Source organism: Pseudomonas sp. MF5691, assembly GCF_016405645.1.
Lineage (GTDB): Bacteria > Pseudomonadota > Gammaproteobacteria > Pseudomonadales > Pseudomonadaceae > Aquipseudomonas > Aquipseudomonas shahriarae.
Map to the genome: position 1 here is coordinate 310,521 of NZ_JAEKDC010000003.1, position 20,119 is coordinate 330,639.

Below are 20,119 nucleotides of genomic sequence, written 5' to 3' on the forward strand. Positions count from 1 at the left end.
CGGTTACCTTCCACGCCGAACGTACGCCGGCTTAGCGGGGGCAAAAGGGAGGTCATTGTACACACCGACACAGACGCCCACAAATTTGGCGACGAACTGTCGCAAATCTATGTCGCATTTATGAAAGGTTTAAAGCGATATGCTGTGCTAGTCAAAACTTTTTTAATTCTGACTGCTACTACTCAAAAGCCACTGTGGCGCAGACACCACAAAGCGCGCGGCCTTCAGGGCTGCACGCTGTTGTAGTTTTTTTGAGGTGCTGGGAGGGCGACCTGGGTAAGGTCGCCGGTTCTTCAGCGAGTTGTTGCGAGTTCTTGTTGAACGCTGGCAACAGTGCGAGGCCAAGGTTTACCAGCCTGGACCTTCGCTGGCAAGGCTTTGATAGCGGAATCGGCAGCCGCACGGCTCGGGAAACTGCCGTAGGTGATCACGTAGAGAGGCTTGCCGTTGAGCACTTTCTTGAAGTAACGGTACTCGCCGCCGTGCTCTTTGACGAACGCCTGGGCGTTGCCTTCGGAGCTGGTGCCGAGGATCTGCACCACATAGTTCTTGGCCGGTTGGCTGCCGTACCAGCCGCTGCCGGCAGCAGCCTTGGCCACGGTCACCGGTTTTTCAGCAGGCTTGGCGGCTGGCGCGGGCTTGGCCACCGGGGCTGGCGTCGGCTTGACCACTGGCGCCGGGGCTGGCTTGGCGGTGGCAACCTGGGTCGGCGCAGGCGTTGGCTTGGCCGCCGGCACAGGTGCCGGGCTGGCTGTTTCACCAGGTGGCGGAGCTACGGTGGTAACGGTCGGCGGCGTGGCGCTGGAGCCTTCTACCGGCACACCGTCGTCGCCTTCGGAGATGGCGCCGGCCTCTTCTGCCAACGGGCCACGCATGACCGGCTGGCCAACCATCGGCAGGTTGGTAGGCTGGCCGGAACCGGCAAACTCAACGGCAGGTGCGCCATTGGTGGTGGGCTTGCCCAGTGGCAGTTGTGCCTGCTCGGTAGGCGCGCCTGGTGCGGTCGGTGCCTTGCTGCGGCCAGGAATCAACCAGGCGGCGGCTACGGCAACCACGACAACGGCAGAAATCGCCAGTACGTGTTTCTTCGGCATGGTGAACCCCATCTTTGGACGCTTAACCGCAGAGCGGCTGGCAATCATGGCTTCGATCATTGCATCGCGGGCAACCTGGTTGATGGTGCCAGGCCAGCCGTCGGAGCTTTCGTGAATATCAGAGATCTGCTGGGCAGAGAAAAGTTCGATGCCCTGGCCGGCACCTTCAAGGCGCTGGGCCAGGTACTCGCGGGTTTCTTCTTCTTCGTAGGGCTGCAATTCGATGACGTGAAACAGCTCTTGCTCGCCACTGAGCTGCTCCAGATCGGCAATCAGCGACGCCTCACCGAACAGGAAGACATGGGGACGACCTTCCGGCGTACCCGCCGCCAGGGCCAGCAACGCTTCCAGAGCGGACTCGTCGAGCTGCTCGGCATCGTCCACCAGCAGGTAGACTTCCTGGCCGGTCAGGCCCAACTGCACCACTTGCTTGAGAATGGCGGTGGGCTCGGCATTCGCCACGTCCAGCGCCTGGGCAACCTGGCGCAACACGCCTGCCGCATCGCCGGCACCACGGGCGGAAACCACCACGCTCTGCACCGATTGCTTGTTAGTGCTGGCCACCAGGGCCTGGCGCAGCAAAGTCTTGCCGCTGCCCAGGGGGCCAGTGACCACCAGCAGCAACTGGCTGTAGCGCGCCAGGTGATGCAACTGCCCCAGCACCGGCTTGCGCTGCGCAGGGAAAAACTTGAAACCGGGAACCCGTGGCGCAAAAGGGTCGTGGCTCAACTGGTAATGGCCGAGGAAAGCCTCGTCGGCATGCAAACTAGTCATCGGGATCTGGTTAACCTTTCAGCTGGGCCAGGGCGCGGTAATCCGCTCCCAGCGTGGCCTGTAGAATCTCTTTCGGATAATCGTCGGTCACTACCGCTTCGCCCATTCGGCGCAACAGCACCAGACGCAAACGACCATCGATCACTTTTTTGTCTATCGCCATATGTTCAAGGAAATCAGCCTCGGTCATCTCCTCAGGGGGGATGACCGGCAACCCGGCGCGCTGGAACAGGCGGATACCGCGATCACGCTCTTGGACACTGATCCAGCCCAGGCGTTGCGACATCTCCAACGCCATCACTGTGCCAGCCGCTACGGCCTCTCCATGCAACCAGACACCATAGCCCATGTGAGTTTCAATCGCATGGCCGAAGGTGTGGCCCAGGTTCAAGGTGGCACGCACACCAGACTCACGTTCGTCGGCATTGACCACCAGCGCCTTGGCCGCGCAGGAGCGGGAGATAGCTTCGGTCAGCGCCACCTGATCCAGGTTGCGCAAGGCATCGACGTGCTCTTCAAGCCAGGTCAGGAACGGCTCGTCGCAGATCAACCCGTACTTGATGACTTCCGCCAGGCCCGCCGACAGCTCGCGGGGCGGCAAGGTGTTGAGGGTAGCGGTGTCGATCAACACAGCATTGGGCTGGTAGAACGCGCCAACCATGTTTTTGCCCAGGGGATGGTTGATCCCGGTCTTGCCGCCCACCGACGAATCGACCTGGGACAGCAGGGTGGTCGGCACCTGGATAAAGTCCACACCACGCTGGTAACAGGCCGCCGCAAAACCGGCCATGTCGCCGATCACGCCGCCACCAAGGGCCACTACCGTGGTCCGCCGGTCGTGGCGCGCGGTGAGCAGGCCGTCAAAAATCAGCTGCAGGGTTTCCCAGTTCTTGAAGGCTTCGCCGTCGGGAAGAATCACCGAGATCACCGAATACGCCGCAAGGCTGCGACTCAGGCGCTCAAGGTAGAGCGGCGCCACGGTCTCGTTGGAGATGATCGCCACTTGTCGCCCGGCAATGTGCGGCGCGAGCAACTCGGGCTGGTCCAACAAACCCTCGCCAATATGGATCGGGTAGCTACGCTCGCCAAGATCGACCTTAAGTGTCTGCATGTGTCCCCGCGCTGAAGATGGAAGCAGGCATCCTGCCCTGTATTAACGTTGTCGGCACCGTCGAGATCGGACGCTGCCTGATGGCTCTACGCCACACCTCGGACGGCTGTAACGCGCTGCCGAGGATAGCGCATTTCGGCCCTGGCTTTAACGGGGCGGCAGTTGCTGCAGGCGCTCGAGAATGTCGATTACGACCATGCGCGGTGGCCGTTCATCGGTTTCCACCACCAGATCGGCGATTTCCCGATAAAGCGGATCGCGCAGCGCCAGCAAGTCCCGCAGGGTTTTCTCGGGGTTGGCGGTGCGCAGTAATGGCCGGTTGCGGTCACGTGCGGTGCGCCCGACCTGCTGCTCGACCGACGCATGCAAATAGATCACCCGACCGCCAGCATGCAGCGCCCGCCGATTTTCCTCGCGCATCACGGCGCCGCCGCCGGTGGCCAATACCACGCCATCGCAGCCGCACAGCTCGGCAATCATTGCCTGCTCGCGATCACGAAAGCCCAGCTCGCCTTCCTTATCGAAGATCCACGGGATATTGGCGCCCGTGCGCAATTCAATTTCCTTATCGGAGTCTTTGAATGGCAGGCGCAGCTCTTTGGCCAGCAAACGGCCGATGGTGCTTTTTCCAGCCCCCATCGGCCCTACAAGAATCAAATTTCGCACAGAATCAACGACTCACAGCAATCGCCTGGTTATTCATAATACGCGGAGTCAGGAATACCAGCAGCTCGGATTTTCTTTGGGCAACCACATCACGCCGGAAAAGGCGGCCAAGATACGGCACATCGCCCAAAAATGGCACTTTATCTACCACCTTGCTTTGGTTTTTGGAGAAAACCCCACCGAGGACGATGGTCTCGCCGTCCCTGACCAGAACCTTGGCGTTGACCTCGTTCTTCTTGATCGGCGGCACATCGTTGAGTTTGTTCAGGTAGTCGGGCTCATCCTTGGTCACCCGAACCTCCATGATCACCTGGTCATCGGGGGTGATTTGCGGCGTCACCTCCAGGGACAGCGAGGCTTCCTTGAACGAGACCGAGGTCGCCCCCTCGGACGTGGCTTCCTGGTAAGGAATCTCGGTGCCCTTGAGAATCCGCGCAGTTTCCTTGTTGGAGGTGACCACCTTGGGCTGGGAGATCACTTCGCCATTGCCGCCTTTTTCCATGGCCGTGAGTTCCAGGTCCAGCAGCACGTTATCGGTGATAAAGGCGATGCCCAGGCCGGAGCTCGGGCTGACCACGCCCAGGTCAACGAACGGTGAGCTATCGGGCGACTCGCCCTCACCGGACGGTTTTTTATCGACCCCGCCCCCACTCCAATTACCTTTACTGCGCAGCAACCCGCCCCAGCGCACCCCCACGCTTTTGTCATAGTCGACATTGGCCTCGACTATCCGCGCCTCGATCATCACCTGGCGTACCGGCACATCCAACTGACTGACGATGCGCCGCAGCTCCTCCAGGCGCTCGCCCGTCTGGTAGGCGATGATGTTGTTGGTGCGGTCATCCACCGTCACCGAACCGCGCTCATCGGTCGCCCCCTCCAGCCCGGTCACCGACTGGAACAGCTTGGCCAGCTCAGACGCCTTGGCGTAATTGACTTGCAGCAGCTCCCGACGCAGTGGCGTCAGCTCGGTCATCAACTTGCGCGACTCCAGGGCCAGCAACTCCCGTGCGGCCAGTTCCTCGGCCGGGGCCACCAGCAGCACGTTGGCGGTCACCCGCCGGTCCAGGCCCTTGGCCTGCAACACCAGGTCCAGGGCCTGGTCCCACGGCACATCCTTGAGGCGCAGGGTTATCGAGCCTTGCACATCATCACCGGCCACCAGGTTGAGCCCGGCCACATCGGCAATCTGCTGCAAGACGGCGCGCACCTCAATGTCCTGAAAGTTGAGGGACAGCCTGTTGCCGGTAAATGGGCCACGCGCTGTGTTCAAGGGCGAACTACCGGGAGGAGGCAATTGAATCAGGTCGATTCGCTTGGGCACAGCCTCAGTCATCGGTGCTGTGAACGCTATCCATAGCGCCACACCGAAGGACGAAATAATCCTTTTCATTTTTTGCTTCCGTTATGAGTTCACGTTCAATACCAAAGTGCGCGGACGCTCAAGCCAGGCGCCCTCACCATCGGGGAAAAGCTCGACCAGCTCCAACTGCCCCTCATGGATCGCCACCACGCGCCCATGATCAGTCCCCAGGTAATCCCCCACCGCCAGGCGATGAACACCCGCCGCGCCGCGTAGCAGGGCAAACCTCTGCGCGCCCAGCGACAGGGTGCCGACCATCTGGAACTGATCCACGGCAAACCCTTCGAGAAACTGCCGGGGGCGGTCGAGGTTCGGCGCAGCTCCAGGCTTGCCGGTAGGACGACTGGCGGGCTGGTCCGGCGGCTGGAAGGGGTCACGCAGGGGTGGCGAGCTGGAGACAAACCGTAGCCCCGGTCTCGCCACGGGCACCTCATCCGCCATAGGCAGCGCTTGCTGGCGAATCGTTTGCAACTCGTCATTCAGCGCCTGCAACTGCGGGTCACTGTCGCATCCAGCAAGCAATACCAGGCCCAGGCCCACAACCTTGAAACGGCTCATGGCAATGCTCCCTGCTCGCTGTACCTGTAGGTCTTGGCGAGCATCGTCAGGCTCAACAAGGCCCCACCCTCGGAATCCGCAGGGCGAATGACAAAGTCATGCAGGGTAACGATCTGCGGCAACCCGGCCACGCCACTGACGAAGGCCAGGAGGTCGTGATAGGTGCCTAGCAGCTTGAGCTGCATCGGCCGCTCGACGAACACCGGCTGCACGTGTTCATCCAGCACACTGAGCTGCTCCACCAGTACCCCGCTGAGCTGCCCCAGCCGAGTGAAGTCGTCCAGCAGACCGGGCATTTGCCTCAGCGTCGGCATTTGGCGCAACTGTTCAGTGAAGGCGGTGCGCAGGGTTTCAAGCTCGCGCACCACGCTGTCATGCTGCGCGGCTTGCCGGGCTTTGGCAGCAAACTGCTGGCGCAGGCTTATCTCTCCCACCTCGTGACGCTGCAAGACCTCGCGCGCGCTGCTCAGGTAGACAGCATTCCCGACCATCAGCACCAGCAAGGCAAGCACCGCGCCCACCACAATCCGGCCAGCCAAAGGCCAGTGGGCGGTGTTGCGGTACAGCGTGGAGAGTTGCGGGAGTGCCAGCCCTGACAGGCTGGACCCAAGGCTCACCGCGGCGTCTCCTGATGCTCCCCATGGTCCACCATCAACTGGAAGGCGCTGCCCGCACCGCCCTCCTCGGCCCGTACATGGCGCAGATTAGGCGCGCGCAGGGTATTGGAGGCTTCCAGGCTACGCATCAGCCGGGTGACATCATCGCTGGACACCGCCGTACCAGTGACCTCCACCGATGTGCCACTGACGCTGACCTCGCTCAGTTGAACCCCATCTGGCATGGCGCGGGCCAACTGGTCGAGCAACTCCTGGCCCGATGTGCGATGGCCCTGGAGGTCTTCGACCACCTTCATCCGCTCCATCAGTTGCTGACGCTGCTCACGCAGTTCGTCGATGGTCTTGATACGCGAATCCAATACCGTGACTTGCTTGCTCAAGTGGTTGTTACGAGCCACCTGCCGATCAATCGCGCGGTCGATGACCCGGTCGGCCAGCCAGACGGCGACCAAGGCAATAGTGGTAATTGCCAACAGGAAAATCAGGAAAAATTTGCGACGGCGCTCAGCGCGTTCTTCACGCCAGGGTAAAAGGTTGATTCTTGTCATCAATCGAAACTCCTGAGGGCCAAACCGCAGGCGACCCGCAATCCCTGGGCATCGGCAGCCCATTGTGCACTATTGATCCCACTCCCCGGCGCTATCCGGGCGACCACCTGATCGGTCATCCGCGCCAGGGCAAACGCCTCTACATCAACCACTCGAGCAACCAGGCCGGCCATGGCCAGCACCGCTTCGCGCGCTTCTACCTGCTCCTTGAGGCATGCCACAAGCAGCACATCAACATAACCGGGTTCACGACTCGATGGGCCCTGGACCTGAAAATCAATTGCAACCTCATCCAACGGATAAGGAATGTACTGGTCAGCTTCGCAGCGCAGGCGCTGCTCCATCTCGCCTGCTTCAAGCCCCGCCTCCAGCGCAACCACCCGGCTGATCACCGAAGGGCCCGCCACGGCAACCGCCGCATGGGCGACCTGGGTCCGCGCCCGGAACAATGCCTTGGAAAGGGTCTGCGCGACAACCTCCAGATCAACGATATTACCGTCGACCACCGCATGCCCCGGTAAAGGCTGGCTCGCATACGCGTGCACTGCATAGCCATCGCCGGCGCGAGCCAGCTCCAGAACCTTCACGCCGCTGTCCTGGATGTCCACACCCAGCACGGTATCGGCTTTTTGCCTGAAAAATCCCTTTCTCATAAAACTCCCTAAAGCTTTGCCTGTCTCAGGGCTGGTCAGTTCCGGGCTTGATGCATTCGGTCGGCTCGGTTGAGCGGCGCCCATGACGCCTCGAGGCGAAAAATGCTTTAATGCCCAGCGTTTTTTCCCGCTTTTTATCTGCAGGTCGGGTCGATACATCCTTAGTCATGCCTATCCCGACACCTAACCCATTCTTTTCTCTGGAAATCCAAAAGCCTTGATTCGTCTGCTGAAGTTTTTCGGGTACTCCTTCGTCGCTATCGTTTGCGGGCTGCTGCTCGTGTTCAGCGGCGCCTATCTCTACCTTAGTCCGGGATTGCCCTCGGTAGAGGCCCTGAGAAGTATCCAGTTGCAGATTCCTTTGCGGGTCTACAGCAGCGATGAAAAACTGATCGCGGAGTTCGGCGAAATGCGCCGCACCCCGATCCGTTTCGCCGACATTCCACCCAATTTCATCAATGCCCTGTTATCGGCCGAAGACGATAATTTTGCCAACCACTATGGCGTGGACCCCAGCAGCCTGGTGCGTGCAGCCACGCAGCTGGTAAAAAGCGGACACATTCAATCGGGCGGCAGCACCATCACCATGCAGGTGGCGAAGAACTTCTTCCTCACCAGCGAGCGCAGCTTCTCGCGCAAAGCCACGGAAATCCTCCTGGCGCTGCAGATCGAACGCCAACTGACCAAGGACGAAATCCTTGAGCTGTACGTCAACAAGATCTACCTGGGCAATCGGGCCTATGGGATCGAGGCGGCGTCCCAGGTGTACTACGGCAAGTCGATTCGTGATGCCAGCCTGGCACAAATGGCAATGATTGCCGGCCTGCCCAAGGCCCCGTCACGCTTTAACCCGCTGGCCAACCCGGCCCGCAGCAAGGAGCGCCGCGACTGGATCCTGGGGCGCATGTACAAGCTGGGCAAGATCGACCAGAGCGCCTATGAAAGCGCAGTGGCCGAGCCGTTGAATGCCAGCTACCACGTGCCGACGCCCGAGGTCAGCGCGCCGTATATCGCCGAAATGGCCCGCGCCGAAATGGTCGGCCGCTATGGCAGCGATGCCTACACCGAAGGTTTCCGTGTCACCACGACCATTCCGAGCAATTTGCAGGAAATCGCCAACCACGCGGTGCATGAGGGCCTGATCGCCTATGACCAGCGCCACGGCTACCGTGGGCCGGAATCGCGCCTGCCAGGCAAGACCCTGAGCGCCTGGACGGTTGAACTGGGCAAGCAGCGCTCCATCAGCGGCCTGGATCCGGCCATCGTCACCCAGGTTAAAAAAGATGGCGTGCAGGTCCTGACCCGCAGCGGCGAAGAACATGTGGCATGGGACAGCATGAAGTGGGCCCGCCCTTTCCTGAACACCAACAGCATGGGGCCGATGCCCAAGCAGCCATCTGATGTGGCCCAGGTCGGCGACCTGATCCGCGTGCAGCGCCAGAAGGACGACAGTCTGAAATTCAGCCAGGTCCCGGTCGCCCAGGGCGCCCTGGTCTCCCTGGACCCGCAGAACGGTGCGATCCGCGCCCTGGTCGGTGGCTTCGCCTTCGAGCAGAGCAACTACAACCGCGCCACCCAGGCCAAGCGCCAGCCGGGCTCCAGCTTCAAACCGTTTGTCTACAGTGCCGCGCTGGATAACGGCTATACCGCCGCCAGCCTGGTCAACGACGCGCCTATCGTGTTTGTCGACGAGTACCTGGACAAGGTCTGGCGTCCGAAGAACGATACCAATACCTTCCTCGGTCCGATCCGCGTGCGCGAGGCGCTGTACAAGTCGCGCAACCTGGTGTCGATCCGCTTGCTGCAGGCGATGGGCGTGGGCAAGACCATCGACTACATGACCCGCTTCGGCTTCAACAAGCAGGACCTGCCGCCAAACCTGTCCCTGGCCCTGGGCACCGCGACCCTCACGCCAATGGAGATCGCCACCGGCTGGAGTGTATTTGCCAACGGCGGCTACAAAGTCACGCCGTACCTGATCGACAAGATCGAAAGCCGCAACGGCGACACACTGTTTCTCGCCAACCCACCGAGCGTGCCCAACGGCGTCGTCGCCAGCGATGGCCTGGCTGCACCGGCCAACGGCGGTATCACCATCGAACCGACACCCGGTGCTGCACCCACTGATGCCACGCCGGCTCCAGCCGCACCAGCGGTGGCGGAGCGGATTGTCGATGGCCGCACCACCTATATTCTCACCAGCATGCTGCAGGACGTGATCAAGCGCGGCACCGGCCGCCGCGCCCTGGCCCTGGGCCGTACGGACCTTGCGGGCAAGACCGGTACCACCAACGAATCCAAGGACGCCTGGTTCTCCGGTTATAACGCCGACTACATCACCACCGTCTGGACCGGCTACGACCAGCCAGAAAGCCTCGGTCGCCGCGAATACGGCGGCACCGTCGCCCTGCCGATCTGGATGAGCTACATGGGCGGCGCCCTCAAGGACAAGCCGGCCCACACCCAGGCCGAGCCGGAAGGCATCCTCAGCCTGCGCATCGACCCGATCAGCGGCCGCGCCGCCGCACCGGGCACGCCGAATGCGTACTTTGAACTGTTCAAGAGCGAAGACACGCCGCCGTCGATGAATGAACTGGGCAATGGCGTGGCACCGGGCAGCCCGTTGCCGGCGGATGAATCTGCGCCGATCGACTTGTTCTGATCAACACAGATTCAACTGTGTGCGGGCTTGTGTGGGAGCGGGCTTGCCCGCGAAGACGTCGGCCCAGCAAACATTGATGTTGACTGACCCACTGCTTTCGCGGGCAAGCCCGCTCCCACATTGGACGGTGCACACTCCCCCCGTTTTGCAGCCACAAAAAAAGCCCCGACTCGCAAGAGCCGGGGCTTTTTGTTGGTGCGCTACAACGGCTTAGCCGTTGAACACATCATCCACGCTTTGCAGCGGGTAGTTCTTCGGATACGGCAGGGTTGCCACACCTGTCTCGATGGCGGCCTTGGCCACGGCATCGGAGATCACGGTGATCAGGCGCTTATCCATTGGTTTTGGAATGATGTACTCACGGCCGAATTCCAGCTTGGCGCCACCGTAGGCGTCGCATACGTCCTGGGGCACTGGCAGCTTGGCCAGTTCACGCAGGGCGTTGGCGGCAGCCACTTTCATCTCTTCGTTGATGCGCTTGGCGCGAACGTCCAGGGCGCCACGGAAGATGAATGGGAAGCCCAGTACGTTGTTGACCTGGTTCGGGTAGTCCGAACGGCCAGTGGCCATGATCACGTCATTACGGGTGGCGTGTGCCAGTTCCGGGGCGATTTCCGGATCAGGGTTCGAGCAGGCGAACACGATCGGGTTGGCCGCCATGGACTTCAGGCCTTCAGCGCTCAGCAGGTTCGGGCCGGACAGGCCAACGAACACGTCAGCACCATCCAGTGCGTCAGCCAGGGTGCGCTTGGAGGACGGGTGGGCAAACATCGCCTTGTACTGGTTCAGGTCGGTACGCTCGGACTGGATCACGCCCTTGCTGTCGACCATGTAGATGTTTTCAAGGCGCGCGCCCATGCTCACGATCAGCTTCATGCAGGAGATAGCCGCTGCACCAGCGCCAAGGCAGACGATTTTCGCGTCGGACAGGGTTTTGCCAGCGATTTCCAGGGCGTTGATCATGCCGGCCGCAGTAACGATCGCGGTGCCGTGCTGGTCATCGTGGAATACCGGGATGTCGCACTGTTCGATCAGGGCCTTTTCGATCTCGAAGCACTCAGGTGCCTTGATGTCTTCCAGGTTGATGCCACCAAAGGTGATGGAGATGCGCTTGACGGTGTCGATGAAGGCTTGCGGGCTTTCGGAGTCGACTTCGATGTCGAATACGTCGATGCCGGCAAAGCGCTTGAACAGTACGCCCTTGCCTTCCATCACTGGCTTGGAAGCCAATGGGCCGAGGTTACCCAGGCCGAGAATCGCGGTGCCATCAGAAATCACTGCAACCAGATTGCCCTTGCCGGTGTATTTGTAGGCCAGTTCAGGATCGCGGGCGATTTCACGCACGGGCTCGGCTACACCGGGGCTGTACGCCAGCGACAGGTCGCGTGCGGTAGCAGTGGCTTTGGTGAGCTCGACACTCAGCTTTCCTGGACGAGGATGGGCATGATATTCGAGAGCGGCAGTTTTCAAATCAGACATATCGGCATTCCGCTTTTTACTGTTGGACGACGGACCGCCGAGGATACTCGCCTCGCAAAGTCCCTACAAGACTGGGTAGTCACCGGTGTCAAGGGCCCTGCCCTACGACTTTCGGCCAAGAGCCACGGGATACAAGGCCTACAACTGTTCACAATCGACAGAAAAAATGTCTACAATTTTTCTTATTGTGCCAATTGCAGCATGCCGGGATCGGTCAAGGGGAGCAGCCAGCGCGCCTGGCCACTTTTCAGGCCGCCACGCCGGGAGCGATCCAACACCCAGCCACGGGCCTCGATATCCTGGCCTTGCAGGCGCTTGAGCAGGGCATTGTCGAATTGCCCGACCAGATTGGGTGCAACCCGTAATACCAGGGAGTCCTGCAGTTCGATCCAGATCCCGCCGCGATTGCGTTCGACCTTGCTCACGCGACCGCTGACTACGGCGAAGCCCGACTGCTGGATTTGCCCGGCTTTTTGCACAGGCGACTGACGCCACAGGCCCAACCTGGCTGCGCGCGCACTGCGCTCGGCAGCTTGCTGGCAGGCGACCAGGTCGACATTGGGGGCCACCGCCACCAGGAACCCGAGCCCCTCGGCGAGCAGTTGGGCCTCCAGATTCGCGCCGTTGGCCCCATACAGATGGGCCAGGGTTCGCCCATAACGGTCCTTGCCCTCGCGACCTGGCACGACCCCGACCCGACCGTCGCTGGCATCCACCAAGCCTTGCAGGCGTTGGCGCGCAGCCACGGCGAACGGCTCGTCCGGGCGGCCTTTCTTGCCGGTCTCAGGCGCATTGACGCCGATCATGCGCACACTGCGCCCGTCCTTGAGACGGACGGTGTCGCCATCCACCACGCGCTGTACCTCGAAGGTGCTGACCGCCGCAGGCGCAGGGCAAAACACCTCGGCCTGAGCGGCCGACAGCCAGATCGCAGGCACAAAAAAGGCGCCCGCAAGGGACGCCTTCTTCATAAGCAGGTAAAAGCCCATCAGGCTTTCGAACCTTACTCTGCAGCAGTTGGAGCTTTCTTGCCGAAAGCACCGAAACGGTCGGCGAAGCGCTGTACACGGCCGCCAGTATCCAGAGTCTTCTGCTTACCGGTGTAGAACGGGTGGCACTCGTTGCATACGTCAGTGCCCAGTGGCTTGCACAGGTTCGAACGGGTTTCGAACTTGTTGCCGCAGCTGCAAGTAACTTGGATGGTTTCGTACGCTGGATGGATATCGGCTTTCATGGTGTCTTCCTCAGGCTAGCGTGCCGCCACTCGACACTATTGTCGAATACCGCACGTAATTAGGCCGCGGATTCTACCAGAGCTTTTTAAACGCGCAAGCGCCGCCATGCCCCCTTTCATCAGAAACTGTGGCAGGACACTCCCCTGCGGGTCTGCTAGGCTCGCGCCCTTCTCCACCGCCTGCCATATGAGAACCTCCCGCGTGCCCGACGCCATTTTGCGCCTCGCCCTGCCCTCGCCCCTGCGCCGTCTGTTCGATTATCGGGCGCCTGCGGGTGTCGTGCGGTCGCAGTTGCAGCCGGGGATGCGCGTGCGCGTGCCGTTTGGCCGAAGGGAGATGATCGGGATTCTGATCGAGGTGGCGGACCACAGCGAAGTGCCGGCAGAAAAGCTCAAGCCGGCCCTGGCCATCCTCGATGCCACGCCACCGCTGCCGGCGTCGCTGTTCAAGCTGTGCCTGTGGACCTCCCAGTATTACCAGCACAGCCTGGGCGATACCTTGAGCTGGGCCTTGCCGGTGCTGTTGCGCCAGGGCGAGTTGGCCGAGGCCCGCCAGGAGCGTTTCTGGTCGATGGCCCCCGGCGCGCGCCTGGACGACCCACGCATCGCCCGCGCCCCGCGCCAGCGTGAGGCCCTGGCCACCCTGGCGCAGCATCCCCATGGCGTTGCTCACCAGTTGCTGAGCAAGCTGATGTTGAGCAAGGACAGCCTCGACCTGCTGCTGGCCAAGGAGCTGGTGCAAGTGGAAATCCGCCGCCACGCCCCCGGCGAACGCCATGAACACTGGCTGGCCCAACCGGAATTGCCGCTGAACCCGGAACAACGCGCGGCCTTTGAGGCCATCAGTGCCGGTGCCGACAGCTTTCACGCGTTCCTGCTGGCCGGTGTCACCGGCAGCGGCAAGACCGAAGTCTATTTGCAACTGATCCGCGAAACCCTGGAAGCCGGCAAGCAGGCACTGGTGCTGATCCCCGAGATCAACCTCGGCCCCCAGACCCTGGCGCGCTTCGAGCAACGGTTCAATGCACGGATCGCCCTGGTGCACTCGGCCGTCAACGACCGCGAACGCCTGGAATCCTGGCTCGCCGCCCGGGACGGCGAGGCCGACATTATTATCGGCACCCGCTCGGCGCTGTTCACGCCGATGAAAAACCCCGGCCTGATCATCATCGACGAAGAACACGACGGCTCTTATAAGCAGCAGGAAGGCCTGCGCTACCACGCCCGCGACCTGGCCCTGGTGCGTGCGCGCCAGGAAAACATCCCGATTGTGCTTGGCTCGGCCACCCCCTCCCTGGAAAGCCTGCACAACGCCTACACCGGGCGCTACGGCCTGCTGCGCCTCAACGAGCGCGCGGGCGGCGCCAAGCAACCGCGCTTCCTGCGCCTGGATGTGAAAAGCCGGCCACTGGACAGCGGTATTTCCGGGCCGATGCAACAAGCCATTGGCCAGACCCTGGCGGCCGGCCAGCAAGTGCTGGTGTTCCTCAACCGCCGGGGCTTTGCGCCGACCCTGCTGTGCCATGACTGCGGCTGGATGTCCGAGTGCAACCGCTGCGATGCGCGCATGACGGTGCACCAGCGCTCCGGCGAGTTGCGCTGCCACCATTGCGGCCATGTGGAGCGAGTGCCACGCCACTGCCCGCAATGCGGCAAAGTCGACCTGCGGCCGGTAGGCGCCGGCACCGAGCGCGCCGAGGAGCGCCTGGGGATTCTGTTCCCGGACTTCCCGGTACTGCGGGTGGACCGCGACAGTACGTCGCGCAAGGATGCAATGAACCAGCTGTTCGCCACGATCCAGAAAGGCCAGCCGTGCATCCTGGTGGGTACGCAGATGCTTGCCAAAGGTCATCACTTCCCCCGCGTGACCCTGGTCTCGATCCTGGATGCCGATGGCGGCCTGTTCTCCGGGGACTTTCGCGCCAGCGAACGCATGGCGCAGCTGATCGTGCAGGTCGCAGGCCGCGCCGGGCGTGCCGAAGAGCCTGGCAAGGTGATCATCCAGACCCACCTGGCCGACCACCCATTGCTGATTCAACTGACAGAACAAGGCTACTTCGCCTTCGCCGAGCAGGCCTTGAGCGAGCGCCGCTCCGCCGGTTTGCCCCCCTTTGCGCACCTCGCGCTGTTGCGCGCCGAGGCCCATAAACCGGGGCAGGCCGAAGATTTCCTGGATGAAGCGTGCAGCGCGGCTGAACGTTTGCTCGGCGAGCTGGGTCTGAGCGGCATCGAGTTGCTGGGCCCTGTGCCTGCACCGATGGAGCGCCGCGCCGGGCGTTATCGCGCACAGCTCCTGTTGCAAGCCACCGCCCGCGCGCCGCTGCATCGGCTATTAAGTAGCTGGTTGCTTGCTCTGGAGCAAATGCCCAGCGGGCGACAGGTGCGATGGTCGTTGGATGTCGATCCGGTGGATTTGTACTGATAGGTAAATCGCTATCGCCGGCAAGCCAGCCTACATTTTGAACGGTGGGCTTGCCCGCGATGAGGCCCGCAGGTCCAGTAACCGACCTTGATGGTTGGCAAGCCCGCCCTCGCACCGGATAATGTCCAGTTTTTCCACCTGCGCATCGCGCGCCGCCGCATGCGGTCGAAAGAGAACACCATGAAAGACACAATTCGCCAGTTGATCCAACAAGCCCTCACCCAACTCGTCAACGAAGGTGTGTTGCCTGAAGGCCTGACGCCGGCGATCCAGGTGGAAAACTCTCGAGACAAGACCCACGGCGACTTCGCCAGCAACATCGCGATGATGCTGGCCAAGCCCGCGGGCATGAAACCGCGCGACCTCGCGGAAAAAATCATTGCCGCGCTGCCATCTGATCCGCAGGTCAGCAAGGCCGAAATCGCCGGCCCCGGTTTTATCAATATTTTCCAGAACACCCAGGCCCTGGCTTCGCGCCTGGACGCAGCCCTGGCCGACGCCAAGATCGGCGTGCGCAAGGCCGGCCCGCTGCAGCGCGTGGCCATCGACCTGTCGGCCCCCAACCTGGCCAAAGAGATGCACGTCGGCCACCTGCGCTCGACCATCATTGGCGACGGCGTGGCACGGGTCCTGGAGTTTCTCGGCGACACCGTGATCCGCCAGAACCACGTGGGCGACTGGGGTACCCAGTTCGGCATGCTGATGGCGTACCTGCAAGAAAACCCCATCACCAGCAACGAGCTGTCGGACCTGGAAAACTTCTACCGCGCCGCCAAAAAGCGCTTTGACGAATCCGAAGAGTTCGCCAACCGCGCCCGTGGCCTGGTGGTCAAGCTGCAGGCCGGCGACCCGGAGTGCCTGGAGCTGTGGGCACGTTTCCGCGATATTTCCCTGTCCCACTGCCAGAAAATCTACGAACTGCTGAACGTCAAACTGACCATGGCCGACGTGATGGGCGAAAGTGCCTACAACGACGACCTGATCAACGTGGTCAACGACCTCAAGGCCAAGGGTCTGCTGGTTGAGAGCAACGGCGCCCAGTGCGTGTTCCTCGAAGAATTCAAGACCGCCGACGGCGAGCCGCTGCCAGTGATCATCGTCAAGGCCGACGGCGGCTATCTGTACGCCACCACCGACCTGGCGGCCGTGCGCTACCGCAGCGGCGTGCTGAAAGCCGATCGCGCGCTGTACTTCGTCGACCAGCGCCAGGCCCTGCACTTCCAGCAAGTGTTCGAGGTGGCGCGCCGCGCCGGTTTCGTCACCCACCCGATGCACATGGAGCACATGGGCTTCGGCACCATGAACGGCGCCGATGGCCGCCCGTTCAAGACCCGCGACGGCGGCACCGTGAAGCTGATCGACCTGCTGAACGAAGCCCAGGAGCGTGCCTACAACCTGGTGAAGGAAAAGAACCCGGAACTGGCCGAAGCCGACCTGCGCAATATCGCCAAGGTAGTGGGTATTGGCGCGGTGAAATACGCCGACCTGTCCAAGCACCGCACCAGCGACTACAGCTTCAACTTCGAGCTGATGCTCAACTTTGAAGGCAACACCGCGCCGTACCTGCTGTATGCCTACACCCGTGTGGCGGGCGTGTTCCGCAAGCTGGGCAAGGATTTCAGCGAAGTCGAAGGGCAGATCGTGCTGGACGCGCCCCACGAGCAGGAACTGGCGGCCAAACTGGCGCAGTTCGGCGAAGTGCTCAACAGCGTGGGCGAGAAAGGTACGCCACACATTCTGTGCACCTACCTGTATGAAGTCGCCGGGTTGTTCTCCAGCTTCTACGAGAACTGCCCGATCCTGAGCGCCGACGACGAAACGCAAAAGCAAAGCCGCCTGCGCCTCGCCGCACTGGCTGGACGGACCCTCAAGCAAGGCCTGGAACTGTTGGGCCTGGAAACTCTGGAGCGTATGTAAGTTGGCAGCCAAGAAAAAACCTGCACCCAAGCGCGGCGCCAGCCGCTACCAGGCACCGGCAAAACAACCGATCCCGGGCTGGATGTGGCTGGCCATCGGCCTGTCGGTCGGTGCGTTTATCGTGTTCCTGATGAAGCTGGAGCCGGGCCAGGGCGAAGACGTGAAGCGGGTCAAGCAGGAGCAGCAGAAGGCCAGCAAGATCGCCGAAGCGAACAAGACACCGCCGAGCCCGACCGCGCCGGTGAAGCCGAAGTACGACTTCTACACGTTGCTGCCGGAATCGGAAGTGATCGTTCCGCAAGACGCCGTGCCGGAGAAAACCCTGCCGACCCCGCAAGTACCGACCACCCCGGTGACCCCGGCAGAAGCGGCGAAGATCGACACCGCACGGGCCCAGGCCGCACTGGCCGGGATTACCCCGCCACCGGCACCACCGGTCGCCACCACCAAGGCGGCGCCGGTGACCAAGTTCTTCCTGCAAGCGGGCTCGTTCCCCAAGCAGGCGGATGCGGACCGGGTGCGGGCGCAGATTATCCTGCTGGGGCAGACGGTAACGGTGGAATCCGGAACGGTGAAGGAAGCGACCTGGTATCGCGTGCTGGTGGGGCCGTTCAGCAACCGTGAACAGCTGACCGTGGCGCAGAAACAACTGGCGGGCGCGGGCTTTAGCAACCTGTTGTTACAACAACGCCAGAGCCGCTGAGCCACAGCCAACACGGATCAACTGTGGGAGCTGGCTTGCCGGCGATGACGGTGCATCAGTCAATATTTTCAGTGACGAGTGCACCGCTATCGCAGGCAAGCCAGTTCCCACATTGGTTTTATAGGGCTCTCGAGCCTGTGCCAGTGCGCTAGACACCACTCGTCCGCGCACCCTTCCTACGGTTGAAATCTCCCCCGCCACCCCCATATGAGTTCCATCAGGGCATTTTCGCCCCGCAGCGTGGAGACTCTCCCCTTGACCACCATCGTTTCAGTTCGTCGCCACGGCAAAGTCGTCATGGGCGGCGACGGCCAGGTTTCCCTTGGCAATACCGTGATGAAAGGCAACGCGAAAAAAGTGCGTCGCCTGTACCACGGCCAGGTCCTTGCCGGTTTTGCAGGGGCCACCGCTGACGCCTTTACCCTGTTCGAGCGTTTTGAAGGCCAACTGGAAAAACACCAGGGCCATCTGGTGCGTGCCGCCGTCGAACTGGCCAAGGAGTGGCGCACCGACCGCTCCCTCAGCCGCCTCGAAGCCATGCTCGCCGTCGCCAACAAAGACGCGTCCCTGATCATCACCGGCAACGGTGACGTGGTTGAGCCCGAAAACGGCCTGATCGCCATGGGTTCCGGCGGGGGCTATGCCCAGGCCGCAGCCAGTGCCCTGCTGAAAAAAACCGACCTGTCGGCCCGGGAAATCGTCGAGACCGCCTTGGGTATCGCCGGCGATATCTGCGTGTTCACCAACCACAACCTGACCATTGAGGAGCAGGACCTCGCGGAATAAGCCCGTCGGCTTTTTCCTGCTTGAGGACCACACACCACTATGTCCATGACTCCCCGCGAAATCGTCCATGAACTCAATCGCCATATCATCGGCCAGGACGATGCCAAGCGCGCCGTTGCCATCGCCCTGCGTAACCGCTGGCGCCGGATGCAACTGCCCGAAGAATTGCGCGTTGAAGTAACCCCCAAGAACATCCTGATGATCGGCCCGACCGGTGTCGGCAAGACCGAAATCGCCCGGCGCCTGGCCAAGCTGGCCAACGCACCGTTCATCAAGGTCGAAGCCACCAAGTTCACCGAAGTCGGCTACGTGGGCCGTGACGTCGAGTCGATCATCCGTGATCTGGCCGACGCCGCCCTGAAACTGTTGCGCGAACAGGAAATGACCAAGGTCAGCCATCGCGCCGAAGACGCTGCCGAAGAGCGCATCCTCGACGCCCTGCTGCCACCGGCACGCGCGGGCTTCAATGAAGACGCCGCTCCTGCCTCCGATTCCAACACGCGCCAGCTGTTCCGCAAGCGCCTGCGTGAAGGCCAGTTGGACGACAAGGAAATCGAGATCGAAGTCGCCGAAAGCGCTGGCGTCGATATCTCGGCGCCGCCTGGCATGGAAGAAATGACCAGCCAGTTGCAGAACCTGTTCGCCAACATGGGCAAGGGCAAGAAGAAAAGCCGCAAGCTCAAGGTCAAGGACGCGCTCAAGCTGGTGCGTGACGAAGAAGCCGGGCGCCTGGTCAACGAGGAAGAACTCAAGGCCAAGGCCCTGGAAGCCGTCGAGCAGCACGGCATCGTGTTTATCGACGAGATCGACAAGGTGGCCAAGCGCGGCAATTCCGGCGGCGTTGATGTCTCCCGCGAAGGCGTACAGCGCGACCTGCTGCCGCTGATCGAAGGCTGCACGGTGAATACCAAGCTGGGCATGGTCAAGACTGACCATATCCTGTTTATCGCATCCGGCGCGTTCCACCTGAGCAAGCCAAGCGACCTGGTGCCGGAGCTGCAAGGCCGCCTGCCGATTCGCGTGGAACTCAAGGCGCTGACCCCGGGCGACTTCGAACGCATCCTCAGCGAGCCACACGCTTCGCTGACCGAGCAATACCGCGAGCTGCTGAAAACCGAAGGCCTGGGGATCGAGTTCCTGCCAGACGGTATCAAGCGTTTGGCGGAAATTGCCTGGCAGGTCAACGAGAAGACCGAGAATATCGGTGCCCGTCGCCTGCACACCCTGCTTGAGCGCCTGCTGGAGGAAGTATCCTTCAGCGCCGGCGACATGGCGGGCGCGCAGAATGGCGTGGCGATCAGGATCGACGCCGACTACGTCAACAGCCACCTGGGCGAGTTGGCGCAGAACGAAGACCTGTCTCGTTATATCCTGTAAGGCTTACGCAGGAACCGCTCTGCTTTAATGTGGGAGCGGGCTTGCTCGCGAATGCGGTGGGTCAGTCACAGTTGCATAAACTGACCCACCGCATTCGCGAGCAAGCCCGCTCCCACATTTTAAAGCCGGTTCCTTCAGGATCATCCACGAGCGGT

Annotated in this window: 17 protein-coding genes; 6 read left to right on the forward strand and 11 right to left on the reverse strand. The window is 61.8% G+C overall.

Annotated features, from left to right (window positions below):
* Positions 1-293: 293 nt before the first annotated feature.
* The 8 genes from JFT44_RS06695 to pilM form a co-directional block, all read right to left on the reverse strand.
* Positions 294-1,868, reverse strand: a complete 1,575-nt coding sequence (locus JFT44_RS06695; RefSeq protein WP_057958083.1) for an SPOR domain-containing protein — start codon at positions 1,866-1,868, stop codon at positions 294-296.
* Between the two features lie 10 nt (positions 1,869-1,878).
* Positions 1,879-2,979, reverse strand: a complete 1,101-nt coding sequence (gene aroB / locus JFT44_RS06700) for a 3-dehydroquinate synthase (RefSeq protein ID WP_057958082.1) — start codon at positions 2,977-2,979, stop codon at positions 1,879-1,881.
* A gap of 147 nt (positions 2,980-3,126) precedes the next feature.
* Positions 3,127-3,645: a shikimate kinase AroK gene (aroK, locus tag JFT44_RS06705; RefSeq protein WP_057437234.1), complete on the reverse strand. Its 519-nt coding sequence runs from the start codon at positions 3,643-3,645 to the stop codon at positions 3,127-3,129.
* 4 nt (positions 3,646-3,649) lie between these two features.
* Entirely contained in the window at positions 3,650-4,981 is a 1,332-nt protein-coding gene (locus JFT44_RS06710) for a type IV pilus secretin PilQ (RefSeq protein ID WP_057958081.1), read from the reverse strand.
* 69 nt (positions 4,982-5,050) lie between these two features.
* The gene (locus JFT44_RS06715; protein ID WP_081044166.1) at positions 5,051-5,566 is read right to left on the reverse strand and encodes a pilus assembly protein PilP; all 516 of its coding nucleotides are present in this window, start codon (positions 5,564-5,566) and stop codon (positions 5,051-5,053) included.
* Positions 5,563-6,183 carry a type 4a pilus biogenesis protein PilO gene (locus tag JFT44_RS06720; RefSeq protein ID WP_057958080.1) on the reverse strand — a complete coding sequence of 207 codons (621 nt, stop codon included), beginning with the start codon at positions 6,181-6,183 and terminating at the stop codon, positions 5,563-5,565. Before JFT44_RS06720 ends, JFT44_RS06715 begins: the two co-directional genes overlap by 4 nt.
* On the reverse strand, positions 6,180-6,731 hold the full coding sequence (locus JFT44_RS06725; protein WP_169989265.1) for a PilN domain-containing protein: 552 nt from the start codon (positions 6,729-6,731) through the stop codon (positions 6,180-6,182). Before JFT44_RS06725 ends, JFT44_RS06720 begins: the two co-directional genes overlap by 4 nt.
* On the reverse strand, positions 6,731-7,384 hold the full coding sequence (gene pilM / locus JFT44_RS06730; protein ID WP_128593035.1) for a type IV pilus biogenesis protein PilM: 654 nt from the start codon (positions 7,382-7,384) through the stop codon (positions 6,731-6,733). Before pilM ends, JFT44_RS06725 begins: the two co-directional genes overlap by 1 nt.
* A 220-nt stretch (positions 7,385-7,604) precedes the next feature.
* On the opposite strand from pilM, the gene JFT44_RS06735 reads away from it, so the two are divergent.
* Entirely contained in the window at positions 7,605-10,046 is a 2,442-nt protein-coding gene (locus tag JFT44_RS06735; protein WP_370693729.1) for a penicillin-binding protein 1A, read from the forward strand.
* Positions 10,047-10,256: 210 nt separating this feature from the next.
* Here the strand turns inward: JFT44_RS06735 and JFT44_RS06740 are convergent, their stop codons facing one another.
* The 3 genes from JFT44_RS06740 to rpmE all read right to left on the reverse strand — a co-directional run bounded on the left by JFT44_RS06740 (position 10,257) and on the right by rpmE (position 12,759).
* Positions 10,257-11,525: a malic enzyme-like NAD(P)-binding protein gene (locus JFT44_RS06740; RefSeq protein ID WP_057958076.1), complete on the reverse strand. Its 1,269-nt coding sequence runs from the start codon at positions 11,523-11,525 to the stop codon at positions 10,257-10,259.
* A gap of 182 nt (positions 11,526-11,707) precedes the next feature.
* Positions 11,708-12,514 carry a thermonuclease family protein gene (locus tag JFT44_RS06745; RefSeq protein WP_170059436.1) on the reverse strand — a complete coding sequence of 269 codons (807 nt, stop codon included), beginning with the start codon at positions 12,512-12,514 and terminating at the stop codon, positions 11,708-11,710.
* A gap of 14 nt (positions 12,515-12,528) precedes the next feature.
* On the reverse strand, positions 12,529-12,759 hold the full coding sequence (rpmE, locus tag JFT44_RS06750; RefSeq protein WP_198830452.1) for a 50S ribosomal protein L31: 231 nt from the start codon (positions 12,757-12,759) through the stop codon (positions 12,529-12,531).
* Between the two features lie 202 nt (positions 12,760-12,961).
* Between rpmE and JFT44_RS06755 the strand changes: the two genes are divergently transcribed.
* The 5 genes from JFT44_RS06755 to hslU all read left to right on the forward strand — a co-directional run bounded on the left by JFT44_RS06755 (position 12,962) and on the right by hslU (position 19,964).
* Positions 12,962-15,181: a primosomal protein N' gene (locus JFT44_RS06755; RefSeq protein WP_198830453.1), complete on the forward strand. Its 2,220-nt coding sequence runs from the start codon at positions 12,962-12,964 to the stop codon at positions 15,179-15,181.
* A gap of 180 nt (positions 15,182-15,361) precedes the next feature.
* A complete protein-coding gene (argS, locus tag JFT44_RS06760; RefSeq protein ID WP_128593005.1) occupies positions 15,362-17,098 on the forward strand; it encodes an arginine--tRNA ligase in 1,737 nt (578 codons plus the stop codon).
* A 1-nt stretch (position 17,099) separates the two neighbouring features.
* Positions 17,100-17,801 (forward strand): SPOR domain-containing protein, encoded by a 702-nt coding sequence (locus JFT44_RS06765; RefSeq protein ID WP_029296044.1) that lies wholly within the window; start codon positions 17,100-17,102, stop codon positions 17,799-17,801.
* 255 nt (positions 17,802-18,056) lie between these two features.
* The gene (gene hslV / locus JFT44_RS06770) at positions 18,057-18,587 is read left to right on the forward strand and encodes an ATP-dependent protease subunit HslV (RefSeq protein ID WP_017738857.1); all 531 of its coding nucleotides are present in this window, start codon (positions 18,057-18,059) and stop codon (positions 18,585-18,587) included.
* Positions 18,588-18,626: 39 nt separating this feature from the next.
* Positions 18,627-19,964 (forward strand): ATP-dependent protease ATPase subunit HslU, encoded by a 1,338-nt coding sequence (hslU, locus tag JFT44_RS06775; protein WP_057437226.1) that lies wholly within the window; start codon positions 18,627-18,629, stop codon positions 19,962-19,964.
* The last annotated feature ends 155 nt before the right edge of the window (positions 19,965-20,119 follow it).